The following is a 13,444-nucleotide window of genomic DNA, read 5'->3' on the forward strand; positions in this document are numbered from 1 at the left end:
ATAGTGAACAATGCCTAAGCATCGCTTGATCGGCGGCGGCGCCCGCCGAGGCAAGAATTATCCGATATCATTCCCTAACTCCATGCCTGCGCAGGTTAAATTTGTAATTTAAGTAAAATCTGACCTAGTATAGGTAGGCTAAATGCAATCACCATCAACAAGGTTTCTGCAAGGATATAGACGATGAAAGTATGGAATAAAGTGCTGTTGGCCTCCTTTATCGGGTTGTTGGTTGCCGGCTGTGATGACTCCTCCAAGGTTGACGCCAACCTGGATAAAGCCAAAGACAGCGCCGAGCAGATGAAAGACGCCGCCCAGAAAAAAGCGGACGATCTGACGGACAAAGCGAAAGCGACGGCGGATGAAATCAAAAAAGAGGCCGCCACTCAGGCGGATCAGCTGAAAGACAAAGCTTCGGCGATTAAAGAAGACGCCGCCAAGCAGGCGGACGCCATCACCAACGACGCCAAGGCCAAAGCCGCCGCGATCAAAGACGACGCAGGCAAACAGAGCCAGCAGTTGGTGGATCAGGCCAAGGCCATCAAAAACGACGCCATCAACGGCGCCAACGATCTGACCGAGCAGGCCAAGGCGAAGACCGAAGCCATCAAGAACAGCGCCGAAAACAAAGCGCAAGAGTTGAAACAAGAGACCGATGCGGCGGTGAACGGCAATACTCAGCCGGCCACCCAGCAGTAAGCTATTCTCAGCCACCAAAGAAAGGAGCAGTAAATGGGGATTATTTCCTGGATTATCTTCGGCCTGATCGCCGGTATTTTGGCTAAGTGGATCATGCCCGGCAAAGACGGCGGCGGCTTTATTCTGACCGTCGTGCTGGGGATCATCGGCGCCGTGGTCGGCGGCTATATCAGCACCTTCTTCGGCTACGGCAAGGTTGACGGCTTCAACTTCGGCAGCTTCGTGGTGGCGGTTATCGGCGCCATCGTGGTGCTGTTCGTGTACCGCAAAATTCGCAGCTAAGGCGAATGCCATAAGTCAAAAGGGCAGCCCCTGGGCTGCCCTTTTCGTTACTTCTGCTCCGCCGATTCGTCCGGCGCGTCAAGCACCTCTTCTTCCTTGCGGAACAGGCTGATGACCTTGAACAGCAGGCTCAGGCCAATGCCGACGATGGTCGCCAGCGCCATGCCTTTCAGCTCCGCCGCGCCGATGTGCACCTTGGCGCCGCTCACGCCGATGATCAGGATCACCGAGGTCAAAATCAGGTTCTGCGCTTTGTTGTAATCCACTTTGGATTCGATCAGCACGCGAATGCCCGAAGCGCCGATCACACCGTACAGCAGCAGCGAAACGCCGCCCATCACCGGCACCGGCACCGCCTGGATCGCCGCCGCCAGCTTACCGATGCAGGACAACAGGATCGCCAGCACCGCCGCGCCGCCGATCACCCAGGTGCTGTAGACCTTGGTGATGGCCATCACGCCGATGTTCTCGCCGTAGGTGGTGTTCGGCGTGGAGCCGAAGAAGCCGGAGAATACCGTCGAGATGCCGTTGGCGAACATCGAGCGGTGCAGGCCCGGATCGCGGATCAGGTCTTTTTTTACGATGTTGGCGGTCACCACCAGGTGGCCGACGTGCTCGGCGATCACCACCAGCGCCGCCGGCAGAATGGTGAAGATGGCGAACCACTCAAAGCGCGGGGTGTAGAAGGTCGGCAGCGCGAACCAGTGCGCCTCGCGGATCGGCGTCAAATCCACCACGCCCATGAAGAACGACAGCGCATAGCCCACCAGCACGCCGATCAGGATCGGGATAATCGCCAGGAAGCCGCGGAACAGTACTGAACCGAGCACCGTGACCGCCAGCGTCACCAGCGAAATGGTGATGGTGGTCGAGTCGGCGCTGGCGCCTTCCGCCGGCAGCAGCCCCGCCATATTGGCCGCCACGCCCGCCAACTCCAGGCCGATGACGGCGACGATCGCCCCCATCGCCGCCGGCGGGAACATCACGTCCAGCCAGCCGGTGCCGGCCTTTTTCACGATCAGCGCCACCAGGCAGAACAGCACGCCGCACATGATGAAACCGCCCAACGCCACTTCGTAACCGAGCGGCAACAGCAGCAACACCGGCGAGATAAACGCGAAGCTGGAACCGAGGTAGGCCGGGATCTTGCCTTTACAGATGAACAGATACAGCAGCGTGCCGATGCCGTTGAACAACAGCACGGTCGCCGGGTTGATCTTGAACAGGATAGGCACCAGCACGGTGGCGCCAAACATGGCGAACAGGTGCTGGAAGCTGAGCGGAATGGTCTGGAGCAGCGGCGGGCGCTCGCTGACGCCGATGGCGCGACGGGTCATGTGTGCTTTTCCTCGGTTTATTGGTTTTATAGGTTTTAGTCAAAAAAAAGCCGACTCGTTAAGTCGGCTCAAATGTTTACTTAGTACCAAATATCTTGTCGCCCGCATCGCCCAGGCCAGGCACGATATAGCCCTTGTCGTTCAGACACTGATCGATGGAGGCGGTGTACAGCTCAACGTCCGGATGCGCTTTCTCCAGCGCGGCGATGCCTTCCGGCGCCGCGACCAGAACCAGCACCTTGATACTGTGGCAGCCAGCTTTCTTCAGCAGATCGATAGTGGCGATCATCGAACCGCCGGTGGCCAGCATCGGGTCGACGACCAGCGCCATGCGCTCTTCGATGTTGGAAACCAGCTTCTGGAAGTACGGCACCGGCTCCAGGGTTTCTTCGTCGCGGTATACGCCCACCACGCTGATGCGCGCGCTCGGCACGTGCTCCAGCACCCCTTCCATCATGCCCAGGCCTGCGCGCAGGATTGGCACTACGGTAATCTTTTTCCCTTTGATCTGATCCACTTCAACTGGCCCGCACCAGCCTTCGATGGTGACTTTTTCCGTCTCCAGATCGGCGGTCGCTTCATAGGTCAGTAAACTACCCACTTCTGAGGCCAGCTCACGGAAGCGTTTGGTGCTGATGTCATTTTCGCGCATCAGGCCAAGCTTGTGTTTTACCAGCGGGTGTTTCACCTCAACGATCTTCATCATTTTTCTCCTATTAAGGTGGTTGCGGCCAAAAAAATCGCGGGATTATACCTCCTTTTTTTCGCCGCGCCACCCACAATAGCCCGATCGGGATCAACAAAAGTTTGAATATCAGTATAGATGACGAAAAAGCGGAGCCGGTTCACAAGCCGCTCGCAAACGTTTGCCTGCGCTGTTAGAATTGCCGCGCCTTATTCCGGAATCAACATCGGAAGCACAGTTTTCAAACCGCAAATCGTCGTGGGGAATCGCGCAGTGACCGACAAAACCTCTCTCAGCTATAAAGACGCAGGTGTCGATATCGATGCAGGCAACGCATTGGTAGATCGCATCAAAGGTGTAGTTAAACAGACCCGTCGCCCGGAAGTGATGGGCGGTCTGGGCGGGTTTGGCGCCCTGTGTGCGTTGCCGCAGAAATACCGCGAGCCGGTGCTGGTTTCCGGTACCGACGGCGTGGGCACCAAGCTGCGTCTGGCGATGGATCTGAAACGCCACGACACCATCGGCATCGATCTGGTGGCGATGTGCGTCAACGATCTGGTGGTTCAGGGCGCCGAGCCGCTGTTCTTCCTCGACTACTACGCGACCGGCAAGCTGGATGTGGACACCGCGGCCAGCGTGATCACCGGCATCGCCGAGGGCTGCAAACAGTCCGGCTGTGCGCTGGTGGGCGGCGAAACCGCTGAAATGCCGGGCATGTACCACGGCGAAGACTACGACGTGGCCGGTTTCTGCGTCGGCGTGGTCGAAAAATCCGAGATCATTGACGGCAGCAAAGTGCAGTCCGGCGATGCGCTGATCGCCCTGGGCGCTTCCGGCCCGCACTCCAACGGCTACTCGCTGGTGCGCAAAATCCTGGAAGTGAGCAACACCGATCCGACCGCCACTCAGCTGGAAGGCAAACCGCTGGCCGACCACCTGCTGGCGCCGACCAAGATTTACGTGAAGTCCGTGCTGGAGCTGATCGAGAAGGCTGACGTACACGCCATCGCTCACCTCACCGGCGGCGGCTTCTGGGAAAACATTCCACGCGTGCTGCCGGAAGGCATGCAAGCGGTGATCGACGAAGCCAGCTGGCAGTGGCCGGCGGTGTTCACCTGGCTGCAGCAGGCCGGTAACGTCAGCCGTCATGAAATGTATCGCACCTTCAACTGCGGCGTAGGCATGGTCATCGCCCTGCCGGAAGCCGAAGTGGAAGCGGCCATCGCGCTGCTGACCGCGGCAGGTGAAAAAGCGTGGAAAATCGGTAAACTGACCGCCTCTTCCGACGAACAACAAGTGGTCATCAACTGATGAAAAAGATCGTGGTGTTGGTCTCCGGCCAGGGGAGCAATCTCCAGGCGCTGATTGACGCCTGCCAGCAGGGCCGCATCGCCGCCGAAATCGTGGCGGTGTTCAGCAACAAGGCGCAGGCATATGGCCTGCAACGCGCCGAAGCGGCGGGCATCGCCGCCCAGGCGCTGGATGCCAAGGCCTACGCCGATCGCACGGCGTTCGACGCCGCGTTGGCGGACGCCATCGACCAGTACCAGCCCGATCTGGTGGTGCTGGCCGGCTACATGCGTATCCTCAGCCCGCAGTTCGTGCAGCGCTATGCCGGCCGCATGCTGAACATCCACCCTTCCCTGCTGCCGAAATACCCGGGGCTGCATACACATCGTCAGGCCATCGACAACGGCGACAGCGAACACGGCACCTCGGTGCACTTCGTGACCGAACAGCTCGACGGCGGCCCGGTGATTTTACAAGCCAAGGTGCCGATTTTCGCTGACGACGAGGAGGATGACGTGGTTGAACGGGTGCAAACCCAGGAACACACGATCTATCCACTGGTGGTGAGCTGGTTCGTCGACGGCCGCCTGGCGATGCGCGACGGCGCCGCCTGGCTGGACGGCGAACGCCTGCCGGCGCAGGGCCACGCCGCCGACTGATGCGCGCAGCCTGAACCTTGCCTAAACGGCGCCCACGCGGCGCCGTTTTTTTTCGCCTTCATCCATTCTGTGAAGTTATACTTTGCACAATTTCACGGCACAGAGGAGCCCACATGTCCAGCACTGCCAGCGTCAGGTTACGCCCATTGGAACGGGACGATCTGTCGTTCGTCCACCAGATGGACAACAACGCCAGCGTTATGCGCTATTGGTTTGAAGAACCCTACGAAGCCTTTGTCGAGCTTTCCGATCTCTACGACAAACACATCCACGATCAGAGCGAGCGCCGCTTTATCATCGAGCACGAAGGCGCCAAGGTCGGCCTGGTGGAACTGGTGGAGATCGATCACATCCACCGCCGCGCAGAATTCCAGATCATCATCGATCCCGCCCACCAGGGCAAAGGCTACGCCAGCACCGCCGCCCGCCTGGCGATGGACTACGGCTTCTCGGTGCTGAACCTGTACAAGCTGTACCTGATCGTCGACAAGGAGAACCCGAAGGCGATCCACATCTACAGCAAGCTGGGCTTTAACGTGGAAGGCGAGCTGATCGACGAGTTCTTCGTCAACGGCGAATACCGCACCGTGCTGCGCATGTGCATCTTCCAGCCGCAATATCTGGCGAAGTTCAAAACGCCGGGCGATAAGCCGCTGGTGAAGTGACTGCTAGCGAGAAAAAGAGAAAACCCGCCCAGGCGGGTTTTTTATTGGGAAATAAGTGGCTAGTATTAAGGCATGCTATTTTATCGTCAGGAAACAACCTGATGAATACGAAAATAAATAATATTCTCCAATATAATTAATCGAAAAATAATTAATAGTGATAGTAAGAGTTACCCTCTGCCTCTACAAAGGAAAAATGCCATGACGACCGTCTCAAACCTGCTGCTTTTTATCGGCCTGGCGATGCTCGCCATCGCCGCCGGTCTAAATACCTATAGCGGCTACGCGCCTGCAGATCCCAACAGCACCCCGCTGTTTTCCCCGCTCTGGTGGACGCGCTGGTTCCCGCTCTATGCCTCGGGCGCTGCGTTGTTGCTGGTGGGGTTGGTATTGCGGGTTACGGCTAAAGGCCGCGCGCATTAAGGATTACCATTTCAGCACCGCCGAGCCCGCCACAGCCATTATCGACATGAGCAATGATATTGATCATCACCGACAACATAATTGTGGTTGATAATAAATTGCAGAGAATGGATTGAATTCCACATGATGAAAAATGAATAAAACAAACTCGCCGGCAATCAGACTTATGCCATGCCTTAATTCATGCCGGCTTAATGCGCGGGTAAAATAAAACAGCAGACGCAGGCCGACTGTAACGGCCATCGCCAGCGACGGAGCGAAAACCTCCGTCGCTCTCCCCTCACCCATACCGCCCGGTAATATAATCCTCGGTGCGGCGCTGGCGCGGCGACGTGAAAATGGCGTCGGTGTCGTTGTATTCCACCAGCCGCCCCTGATGAATAAAGGCGGTGTAGTCGGAGACGCGCGCCGCTTGCTGCATGTTGTGCGTCACCAGCACCACGCTATAGCGCTGCTTCAGCGCGGAAATCAACTCTTCGATGGTCAGCGTGGAGATCGGATCCAACGCCGAGGTCGGCTCGTCGAGCAACAGCACTTCCGGCTCGATGGCGATGGCACGCGCGATCACCAGGCGCTGCTGTTGGCCGCTGGACAAGCGGAAGGCGTTTTCGCGCAGCCGGTCCTTCACCTCATGCCACAGCGCGGCGGCGCGCAGCGAACGCTCCACCGCTTCATCCAGCAAGCGCCGGTCGCGCACGCCCTGCAGGCGCAGGCCGTACACCACGTTTTCATAGATCGATTTCGGGAACGGGTTCGGCCGCTGGAACACCATGCCCACCCGCCGCCGCAGCGCCGCCACGTCGATCTGCGCGCCGGAGATCGCCGCGCCGTTCAGCTGCAGTTCGCCCTCGATGCGGCAGTTGTCCACCAGATCGTTCATGCGGTTGAAACAGCGCAGCAGCGTCGATTTGCCGCAGCCCGAAGGGCCTATCAGGGCCGTCACCCGGTGTTTCGGGATACGCAGCGAGATATCGTGCAGCACCTGTTTGTCACCATAAAACAGGTTCAGGCCGTTGACCGCCAGCGCGGTCTGTTCATCGTCGAGATGCTGGACATCCAGCCGGGGCAAACTGCCTGGCGTCATCAAACCCATTACGCACTCCCCAAAAATAGCGTCATTGTTACTGCGACCATGCTCGGTACCGCTCCCTCAGCGAATGGCGGATGCCCATCGCCGCCAGATTCAAACTCACCACGATCGTCACCAGCAGGAAGGCGGTGGCGAACACTAGCGGCCGGGCCGCCTCTACGCTCGGGCTCTGGAATGCCATATCGTAGATCTGGAAGCTTAAATGCATAAACTTCCGCTCCAGGTGCAGATACGGGAAAATCTCGTCCACCGGCAGCACCGGCACCGATTTCACTACCCCCACCAGCATCAGCGGCGCGGTCTCCCCGGCGGCGCGCGCCACCGCCAGAATCAAGCCGGTCATCATCGCCGGCGCAGCCATCGGCAGCACGATGCGCCACAGCGTCTCGGCCCGGCTGGCGCCCAGCGCCATCGAGCCCTGCCGCAGCGAAGTGGGTATGCGCGACAGCCCTTCCTCGGTGGCGACGATCACCACCGGCAGCGTCAGCAGCGCCAGCGTCAGCGCCGCCCACAGCACGCCGGGCGTGCCGAAGGTCGGGTTGGGCAAAGATTCAGGGTAGAACAGCTGATCGAGCGTGCCGCCTATCATATAAACGAAAAAGCCAAGGCCGAAGACGCCGTAGACGATCGAGGGCACGCCGGCCAGATTGACCACCGCGATGCGGATCACCCGCGTCAGCAGATTGTTGCCGGCATATTCGTGCAGATACACCGCCGCGATCACGCCAAACGGCATCACCACGATCGACATCAGGATCACCATCAACACCGTGCCGAAAATGGCTGGGAACACCCCGCCCTCGGTATTCGCCTCACGCGGGCTGTCGATGAGAAACTTCTTCACCTGCTCGCCCCAGTGCGCCAGCTTCTCGGAGGTGCTCATGGCGTTCGGGTACCAGGCATCGCGCACCTGGCTGAGCGGAATGGTCAACGTCTGCCCGTGCATGTCGCGCAGCAGCAACGCGTCGCGCTGGCGATCGCGGTTCAGCCCCGCCAGACGTTCGGACAACAGCTGATACTGCCGCTGCAGCTCCAGCCGTTCGGCCTTGATGGCGTCTTGCGCGCGGGCGTCCAGCTTATCGTCGCGCTGCAGGCGCTTTTCCCGCAGCCGCAGCGCGTCAAACTGCTGATTGATGCGCGCCATGTCGCGGAATTGAATGTCGTGCGCCTGGCGTGAGAGCGCGGCGATTTGCGGCAGGCGCTGCTGCAACGCCTGCCCCAGATTGCGGCCGGTCAGCGGTTGCCCGTCTTCCAGCAGCCCCGCCAGATAGCCGTAAGCGGTGCCGTGGCTGTCGCGTTCCAGCACCAGCAGGCTGCGCGGCGTGCTTTGGCTGCGGATATCGCTGGCCAGCAAGGTGCGGAAATCCTGCCCCTCGCGCTCGCGGTTGCCGACCTTAATCAGATAACGTTCGACGTTCTGCGCCTCGCCCGGCGGCGTGACGCCCGCCTCAGCCAGCTGGCGCCGGGAAATGCTTTGTTGCTGGTACAACTCGCCGATCACCGTCACCGGCCCGGCGCCGTTCTGATTCAGTTCGAACTGATAAACCGGGCTCGGCCAGAAATAGCGCATCCCCTGCCCGGCCAGCAGCAACAAAATGCCGATCAGCGCCAGCAGGCTGACGGCGACCGAACCGGCGGTCAGCCACACCCACGGTGACCCGCTCTTCACCCAGTTTTTCATGGCGCCTCCTGATTCGGCGTGTAGCGCTTGCGCAGCCGCAGGCGCACCGCCTCCGCCAGCGTGTTGAACACGAAGGTGAAGACAAACAGCACCAGCGCAGTCAGGAACAGCACGCGGTAATGGCTGCTGCCGGAAACCGCCTCCGGCATTTCGATGGCGATATTGGCCGCCAGCGCTCGCAGCCCCTGGAACAGGCTGCCGTCGATAATCGGCGTGTTGCCGGTGGCCATCAGCACGATCATGGTTTCTCCCACCGCGCGGCCAAAGCCGATCATCAGCGCGGAGAAAATGCCGGCGCTGGCGGATGGCAGCACCACCTTGATCACCGTCTGCCATTGGGTGGCGCCCAGCGCCAAAGAGCCCTGGCTCAGGGTGGCCGGCACGCTGAACAGCGCGTCCTCCGCCAGCGAGAAGATGATCGGCACCAGCGCGAACCCCATCGCCACGCCCACCACCAGCGCATTGCGCTGGTCATAATTATCCCCCAGCCAGAAATGCAGCGGCTCACCGAACAGCGCCACCTCCAGCCACGGCCCCAGGCTGAACGCCAGCCACACCGTCAACGCCAGCAGCGGCAACAGCAACAGCAGATCGACGCCCGGCCGGCAGCGCGGCATAAAGCGATGGGTCAACGCGCCGCACAGCAGCACCGCCGCCGCCAGCAGCAGCGGCAACGCCAGTACCGCCAACAGATACTGCTCGATGATCGGCGCCAGCCAGATGCCGGCCACTAGCCCGATCACCACCGTCGGCAGCGCGCCCATCACTTCGATAGCCGGTTTGATCACTCGCCGCAGCCCCGGCGTCATAAAGTAAGCGGTATAGATGGCGCCGGCCAACGCCAGTGGGATGGCGAACAGCATCGCGTAAGCCGCCGCCTTGAAGGTGCCGAAGATCACCGGCATCAGGCTGAATTTAGGTTGGTAGCTGTCTTCGCCAGAGGTGGACTGCCAGACATAGGCCGGCTGCGGGTAGTTCTCGTACCACACCTTGCCCCACAGCGAACGCCAGGTGACGTCCGGATACGGGTTGTCGAGCGCATAGCGCTGCCAGCCCTGCGCGCTCTCCAGCAGCAGGCCATCGCCGCGCGGCGCGAACGCCATTTGCCGCACCTCGGCGCCCAAACGGGTATTCAGCAGCGGCTGGGATTGGATCGTGGAGAATAACGAGAAGCCGCCATCGGGCCGCAGGGTGGCGAACACCCGGCGATAAGGTTCAGCCACCGTCAGCTCCTGCCGGTCGGCGCCGTGGTCGAAATGCTGCACCGGCGTCAGTCGCCAGCGCTGCTCTTTTTCCACCTCGAACCACTCGCGCAGGTTGCCGTCGGCGCCCTTGATCAGCAGCGCGCTGCCGCCGGGCAGCGCCGTCATCTGGTACGGGGCGTGTTCGCCCAAGGTGCGCGTTTCACGCAGCTGCAGCTGCGCGCCGTCTATCTGGTAACGCGCCAGCCGGTTGCCCGCCAGCAGGTAAAGCTGGCGGCCATCCGGCGTCAGCACCAACTGCTCTGCGTCGTGTTCCAGCGGACGTTCGCTGAACTGCGGCGGCCGATCCGGGCTGAAACGGCCGAACACCAGCCGCCGATCGTCGGTCACCCCGGCCAGCAGATACTGCCCGCGATGCGCGTCCGCCAGCGACAACAGCTTCAGCGGCTTGCGCTGCGGATCCAGCGCCAGCGGCGGTTGCCCGAGCGGGAACAGCCACTGTGGCCGGCCGTTTTCCGCCGTGGCGAAATCCGCGCGCGCCACCACCAACCGGCCGTCGGCCTGCGCCAGTGCAAACAGATCGCGCTCTCCGGCGGCCTGCGCGAGCAGCGCCGGTTTGGCCAGCAGCGTTTGCTGCGCCAGCGGTGTCTGGGCCTGGCCGCTCGGCGCCGGCGACAGACGATAAAATTGCCCCGAGCCCTGCGCATCGATGCGATAACCGACGCGCTGCTGCACGTCCATGCCCAGCGCCAGCGCCGGGGAAGACGCCGCAATCGGCAGCGGCTGAGCCTGCCCAAGCGAGGCCGGTTTGAACAGCGGCAGCACCGCAAACAGCAGATAAACGAAGATCAGCATCAACGTCATCAGCACCATCAGCCCGCAGGCGGTCACTGCCGCCTGCACGCCGCGGTCGATGCGCCCGCGCAGGCGATCTCGGGGATGTTGATTTGCCGTCGTCTGTGTCATGTGTCTCGCTGTCGCTGATGTAATCGGGCTTACGCCGTAAGATAACCGGGCATCTTATGTCAGTTTTATGACGTTTGCATGACAAAGTTACCCGAATCAACCCAGGTTTTTTACACTGCCAAAAGACAATATGAATTTGATATATTGCTGAAAAATGACCATAAACACGCTTTATAACGCCAAGAATAAGCCTGCTAACCGTCATTTCATGCTGATCGTTTCACTGCCGGGCATCCCGCCGCGGGGAAAATTTATTGTCGGCGAAAAACGCCGCGCGCCAACGCAATGGATATGTTGGACTTTCCTGTCAATCTCTCGCAATAATGATGAAGGACACTAGAGCGGCATCCGGGCGCTGCGTCCCGGATCCTATTCTAAAATTGAACTGGAGTGGCAATGGGTCAGGAAAAGCTCTACATCGAAAAAGAACTAAGCTGGTTATCCTTTAATGAGCGCGTGTTGCAGGAAGCCGCAGATAAGAGCAATCCCCTGATTGAACGAATGCGTTTTCTGGGCATTTACTCCAACAACCTCGACGAGTTCTATAAAGTCCGCTTCGCCGATCTCAAACGCCGCATCCTGATCAGCGAAGAGCAGGGCTCCGCCGGCGCCTCGCGCCACCTGCTGAAAAAGATCCAGGCCAAGGTGCTGAAAACCGATCAGGAATTCGACGGCCTGTACAACGATCTGCTGCTGGAAATGGCGCGCAACCAGATCTTCCTGATCAACGAACGCCAGGTGTCCGAAAACCAGCAAATCTGGCTGCGCCAGTATTTCAAACAGCATCTGCGCCAGCACATCACGCCGATCCTGATCAACCACGACACCAATCTGGTGCAGTTCCTGAAAGACGATTACACCTATCTGGCGGTGGAAATTATCCGCGGCGCGCGCACCGACTATGCGTTGCTGGAAATCCCGTCGGACAAGGTGCCGCGCTTCGTCAATCTGCCGCCGGAAGCGCCGCGCCGCCGCAAGCCGATGATCCTGCTGGACAACATTCTGCGTTACTGCCTGGATGAGATTTTCAAAGGCTTCTTCGACTACGACGCGCTCAACGCCTATTCGATGAAGATGACCCGCGACGCCGAGTACGATCTGGTGACCGAAATGGAATCCAGCCTGCTGGAACTGATGTCCTCCAGCCTGAAACAGCGCCTCACCGCCGAACCGGTGCGCTTCGTTTATCAGCGCGACATGCCGAACGAAATGGTGGAACTGCTGCGCGGCAAGCTGGGCATCTCCAACTACGATTCGGTGATCGCCGGCGGCCGCTATCACAACTTTAAAGACTTCATCAGCTTCCCGAACGTCGGCAAGGCCAATCTGGTCAACAAGCCGCTGCCGCGCCTGCGCCACATCTGGTTCGACGGTTTCCGCAACGGCTTCGACGCCATTCGCGAAAAAGACGTGCTGCTCTACTACCCGTACCACACCTTTGAGCACGTGCTGGAGCTGCTGCGCCAGGCGTCGTTCGATCCGAGCGTGCTGGCGATCAAAATCAACATCTACCGCGTGGCGAAAGACTCGCGCATCATCGAATCGATGATCCACGCCGCGCACAACGGCAAAAAGGTCACGGTAGTGGTCGAGCTGCAGGCGCGCTTCGACGAAGAGGCCAACATTCACTGGGCGAAGCGCCTGACCGAAGCCGGCGTACACGTAATCTTCTCGGCGCCGGGGCTGAAAATCCACGCCAAACTGTTCCTGATTTCGCGCCGTGAAGGCGATGAAATTGTGCGCTATGCTCATATCGGCACCGGCAACTTTAACGAAAAAACCGCGCGCATCTATACCGACTATTCGCTGCTGACCGCCGACTCGCGCATCACCAACGAAGTGCGCCGGGTGTTCAACTTTATCGAGAACCCCTACCGGCCGGTCACCTTCGACAACCTGATGGTGTCGCCGCAGAACTCGCGCCTGAAGCTGTATGAGCTGATCGACAACGAAATCGCCAACGCCCAGGCCGGGGAACAGGCCGGCATTATGTTGAAAATAAATAATCTGGTGGATAAAGGGCTGGTAGATCGGTTATATACCGCGTCCGGCGCCGGCGTGAAGATCCGCCTGCTGGTGCGGGGCATGTGTTCCCTGATTCCCAACCTGCCGGGGATCAGCGACAATATTCAGGTGATCAGCATCGTCGATCGCTTTTTGGAACACGATCGGGTTTACGTTTTCGACAACAAAGGTGACAAACGGGTGTATCTGTCCTCCGCCGACTGGATGACCCGCAACATAGATTACCGTATCGAAGTGGCGGTATCGCTGCTGGATCCGGCGCTGAAACAGCGCGTTCTGGACATTCTGGAGATCCTGTTCAGCGATACGGTCAAGGCCCGTTATGTGGATAAAGAACTGAGCAACCAGTACGTGCCGCGCGGCAACCGCCGCAAAGTGCGCGCCCAGGTGGCTATTTACGAGTATTTAAAAGCTCTGGAACAACCAGGACAGTAGGCCAG

At 59.7% G+C, this 13,444-nt stretch carries 12 protein-coding genes; 7 read left to right on the forward strand and 5 right to left on the reverse strand.

The window, feature by feature from the left end; genetic code table 11:
• Window positions 1–183 precede the first annotated feature (183 nt).
• Both ITX55_RS23290 and ITX55_RS23295 read left to right on the forward strand, forming a co-directional pair.
• On the forward strand, window positions 184–699 hold the full coding sequence (locus ITX55_RS23290; RefSeq protein WP_016926729.1) for a hypothetical protein: 516 nt from the start codon (window positions 184–186) through the stop codon (window positions 697–699).
• Between the two features lie 33 nt (window positions 700–732).
• Window positions 733–981 (forward strand): GlsB/YeaQ/YmgE family stress response membrane protein, encoded by a 249-nt coding sequence (locus ITX55_RS23295; protein ID WP_016926728.1) that lies wholly within the window; start codon window positions 733–735, stop codon window positions 979–981.
• A 47-nt stretch (window positions 982–1,028) separates the two neighbouring features.
• Here ITX55_RS23295 and uraA read toward each other — a convergent pair whose 3' ends face one another.
• Window positions 1,029–2,318 (reverse strand): uracil permease, encoded by a 1,290-nt coding sequence (gene uraA / locus ITX55_RS23300; protein ID WP_033651534.1) that lies wholly within the window; start codon window positions 2,316–2,318, stop codon window positions 1,029–1,031.
• Window positions 2,319–2,394: 76 nt separating this feature from the next.
• Entirely contained in the window at window positions 2,395–3,021 is a 627-nt protein-coding gene (gene upp, locus ITX55_RS23305; protein ID WP_004941642.1) for a uracil phosphoribosyltransferase, read from the reverse strand.
• 255 nt (window positions 3,022–3,276) lie between these two features.
• On the opposite strand from upp, the gene purM reads away from it, so the two are divergent.
• The 4 genes from purM to ITX55_RS23325 all read left to right on the forward strand — a co-directional run bounded on the left by purM (window position 3,277) and on the right by ITX55_RS23325 (window position 6,040).
• On the forward strand, window positions 3,277–4,314 hold the full coding sequence (gene purM, locus ITX55_RS23310) for a phosphoribosylformylglycinamidine cyclo-ligase (protein WP_025303843.1): 1,038 nt from the start codon (window positions 3,277–3,279) through the stop codon (window positions 4,312–4,314).
• Entirely contained in the window at window positions 4,314–4,952 is a 639-nt protein-coding gene (gene purN, locus ITX55_RS23315) for a phosphoribosylglycinamide formyltransferase (protein WP_033644022.1), read from the forward strand. Before purM ends, purN begins: the two co-directional genes overlap by 1 nt.
• 113 nt (window positions 4,953–5,065) lie before the next feature.
• Entirely contained in the window at window positions 5,066–5,617 is a 552-nt protein-coding gene (speG, locus tag ITX55_RS23320; protein WP_033644040.1) for a spermidine N1-acetyltransferase, read from the forward strand.
• Window positions 5,618–5,818: 201 nt separating this feature from the next.
• A complete protein-coding gene (locus ITX55_RS23325; protein WP_033651536.1) occupies window positions 5,819–6,040 on the forward strand; it encodes a hypothetical protein in 222 nt (73 codons plus the stop codon).
• 280 nt (window positions 6,041–6,320) lie between these two features.
• Here the strand turns inward: ITX55_RS23325 and pstB are convergent, their stop codons facing one another.
• The 3 genes from pstB to ITX55_RS23340 are packed head-to-tail and all read right to left on the reverse strand — an operon-like array spanning window position 6,321 to window position 10,979.
• Window positions 6,321–7,133 carry a phosphate ABC transporter ATP-binding protein PstB gene (gene pstB / locus ITX55_RS23330; protein ID WP_004941613.1) on the reverse strand — a complete coding sequence of 271 codons (813 nt, stop codon included), beginning with the start codon at window positions 7,131–7,133 and terminating at the stop codon, window positions 6,321–6,323.
• 28 nt (window positions 7,134–7,161) lie between these two features.
• Window positions 7,162–8,811, reverse strand: coding sequence for a phosphate ABC transporter permease PstA (gene pstA, locus ITX55_RS23335; protein ID WP_033644042.1), 1,650 nt, complete (start codon window positions 8,809–8,811; stop codon window positions 7,162–7,164).
• Window positions 8,808–10,979, reverse strand: a complete 2,172-nt coding sequence (locus ITX55_RS23340) for an ABC transporter permease subunit (RefSeq protein ID WP_223085410.1) — start codon at window positions 10,977–10,979, stop codon at window positions 8,808–8,810. Before ITX55_RS23340 ends, pstA begins: the two co-directional genes overlap by 4 nt.
• A 396-nt stretch (window positions 10,980–11,375) precedes the next feature.
• On the opposite strand from ITX55_RS23340, the gene ppk1 reads away from it, so the two are divergent.
• Window positions 11,376–13,439 (forward strand): polyphosphate kinase 1, encoded by a 2,064-nt coding sequence (gene ppk1 / locus ITX55_RS23345; RefSeq protein ID WP_033644044.1) that lies wholly within the window; start codon window positions 11,376–11,378, stop codon window positions 13,437–13,439.
• Window positions 13,440–13,444: the final 5 nt, after the last annotated feature.

This window comes from Serratia sp. EWG9 (assembly GCF_019913725.1).
Lineage (GTDB): Bacteria > Pseudomonadota > Gammaproteobacteria > Enterobacterales > Enterobacteriaceae > Serratia > Serratia ureilytica.

Coding starts and splice junctions, on each gene's coding strand:
- ITX55_RS23295 (WP_016926728.1), top strand. CDS start 733: ATGGGGATTATTTCCTGGATTATCTTCGGCCTGATCGCCGGTATTTTG.
- pstB (WP_004941613.1), bottom strand. CDS start 7,133: ATGGGTTTGATGACGCCAGGCAGTTTGCCCCGGCTGGATGTCCAGCAT.
- speG (WP_033644040.1), top strand. CDS start 5,066: ATGTCCAGCACTGCCAGCGTCAGGTTACGCCCATTGGAACGGGACGAT.
- purN (WP_033644022.1), top strand. CDS start 4,314: ATGAAAAAGATCGTGGTGTTGGTCTCCGGCCAGGGGAGCAATCTCCAG.
- ITX55_RS23325 (WP_033651536.1), top strand. CDS start 5,819: ATGACGACCGTCTCAAACCTGCTGCTTTTTATCGGCCTGGCGATGCTC.
- ppk1 (WP_033644044.1), top strand. CDS start 11,376: ATGGGTCAGGAAAAGCTCTACATCGAAAAAGAACTAAGCTGGTTATCC.
- upp (WP_004941642.1), bottom strand. CDS start 3,021: ATGAAGATCGTTGAGGTGAAACACCCGCTGGTAAAACACAAGCTTGGC.
- pstA (WP_033644042.1), bottom strand. CDS start 8,811: ATGAAAAACTGGGTGAAGAGCGGGTCACCGTGGGTGTGGCTGACCGCC.
- uraA (WP_033651534.1), bottom strand. CDS start 2,318: ATGACCCGTCGCGCCATCGGCGTCAGCGAGCGCCCGCCGCTGCTCCAG.
- ITX55_RS23290 (WP_016926729.1), top strand. CDS start 184: ATGAAAGTATGGAATAAAGTGCTGTTGGCCTCCTTTATCGGGTTGTTG.
- ITX55_RS23340 (WP_223085410.1), bottom strand. CDS start 10,979: ATGACACAGACGACGGCAAATCAACATCCCCGAGATCGCCTGCGCGGG.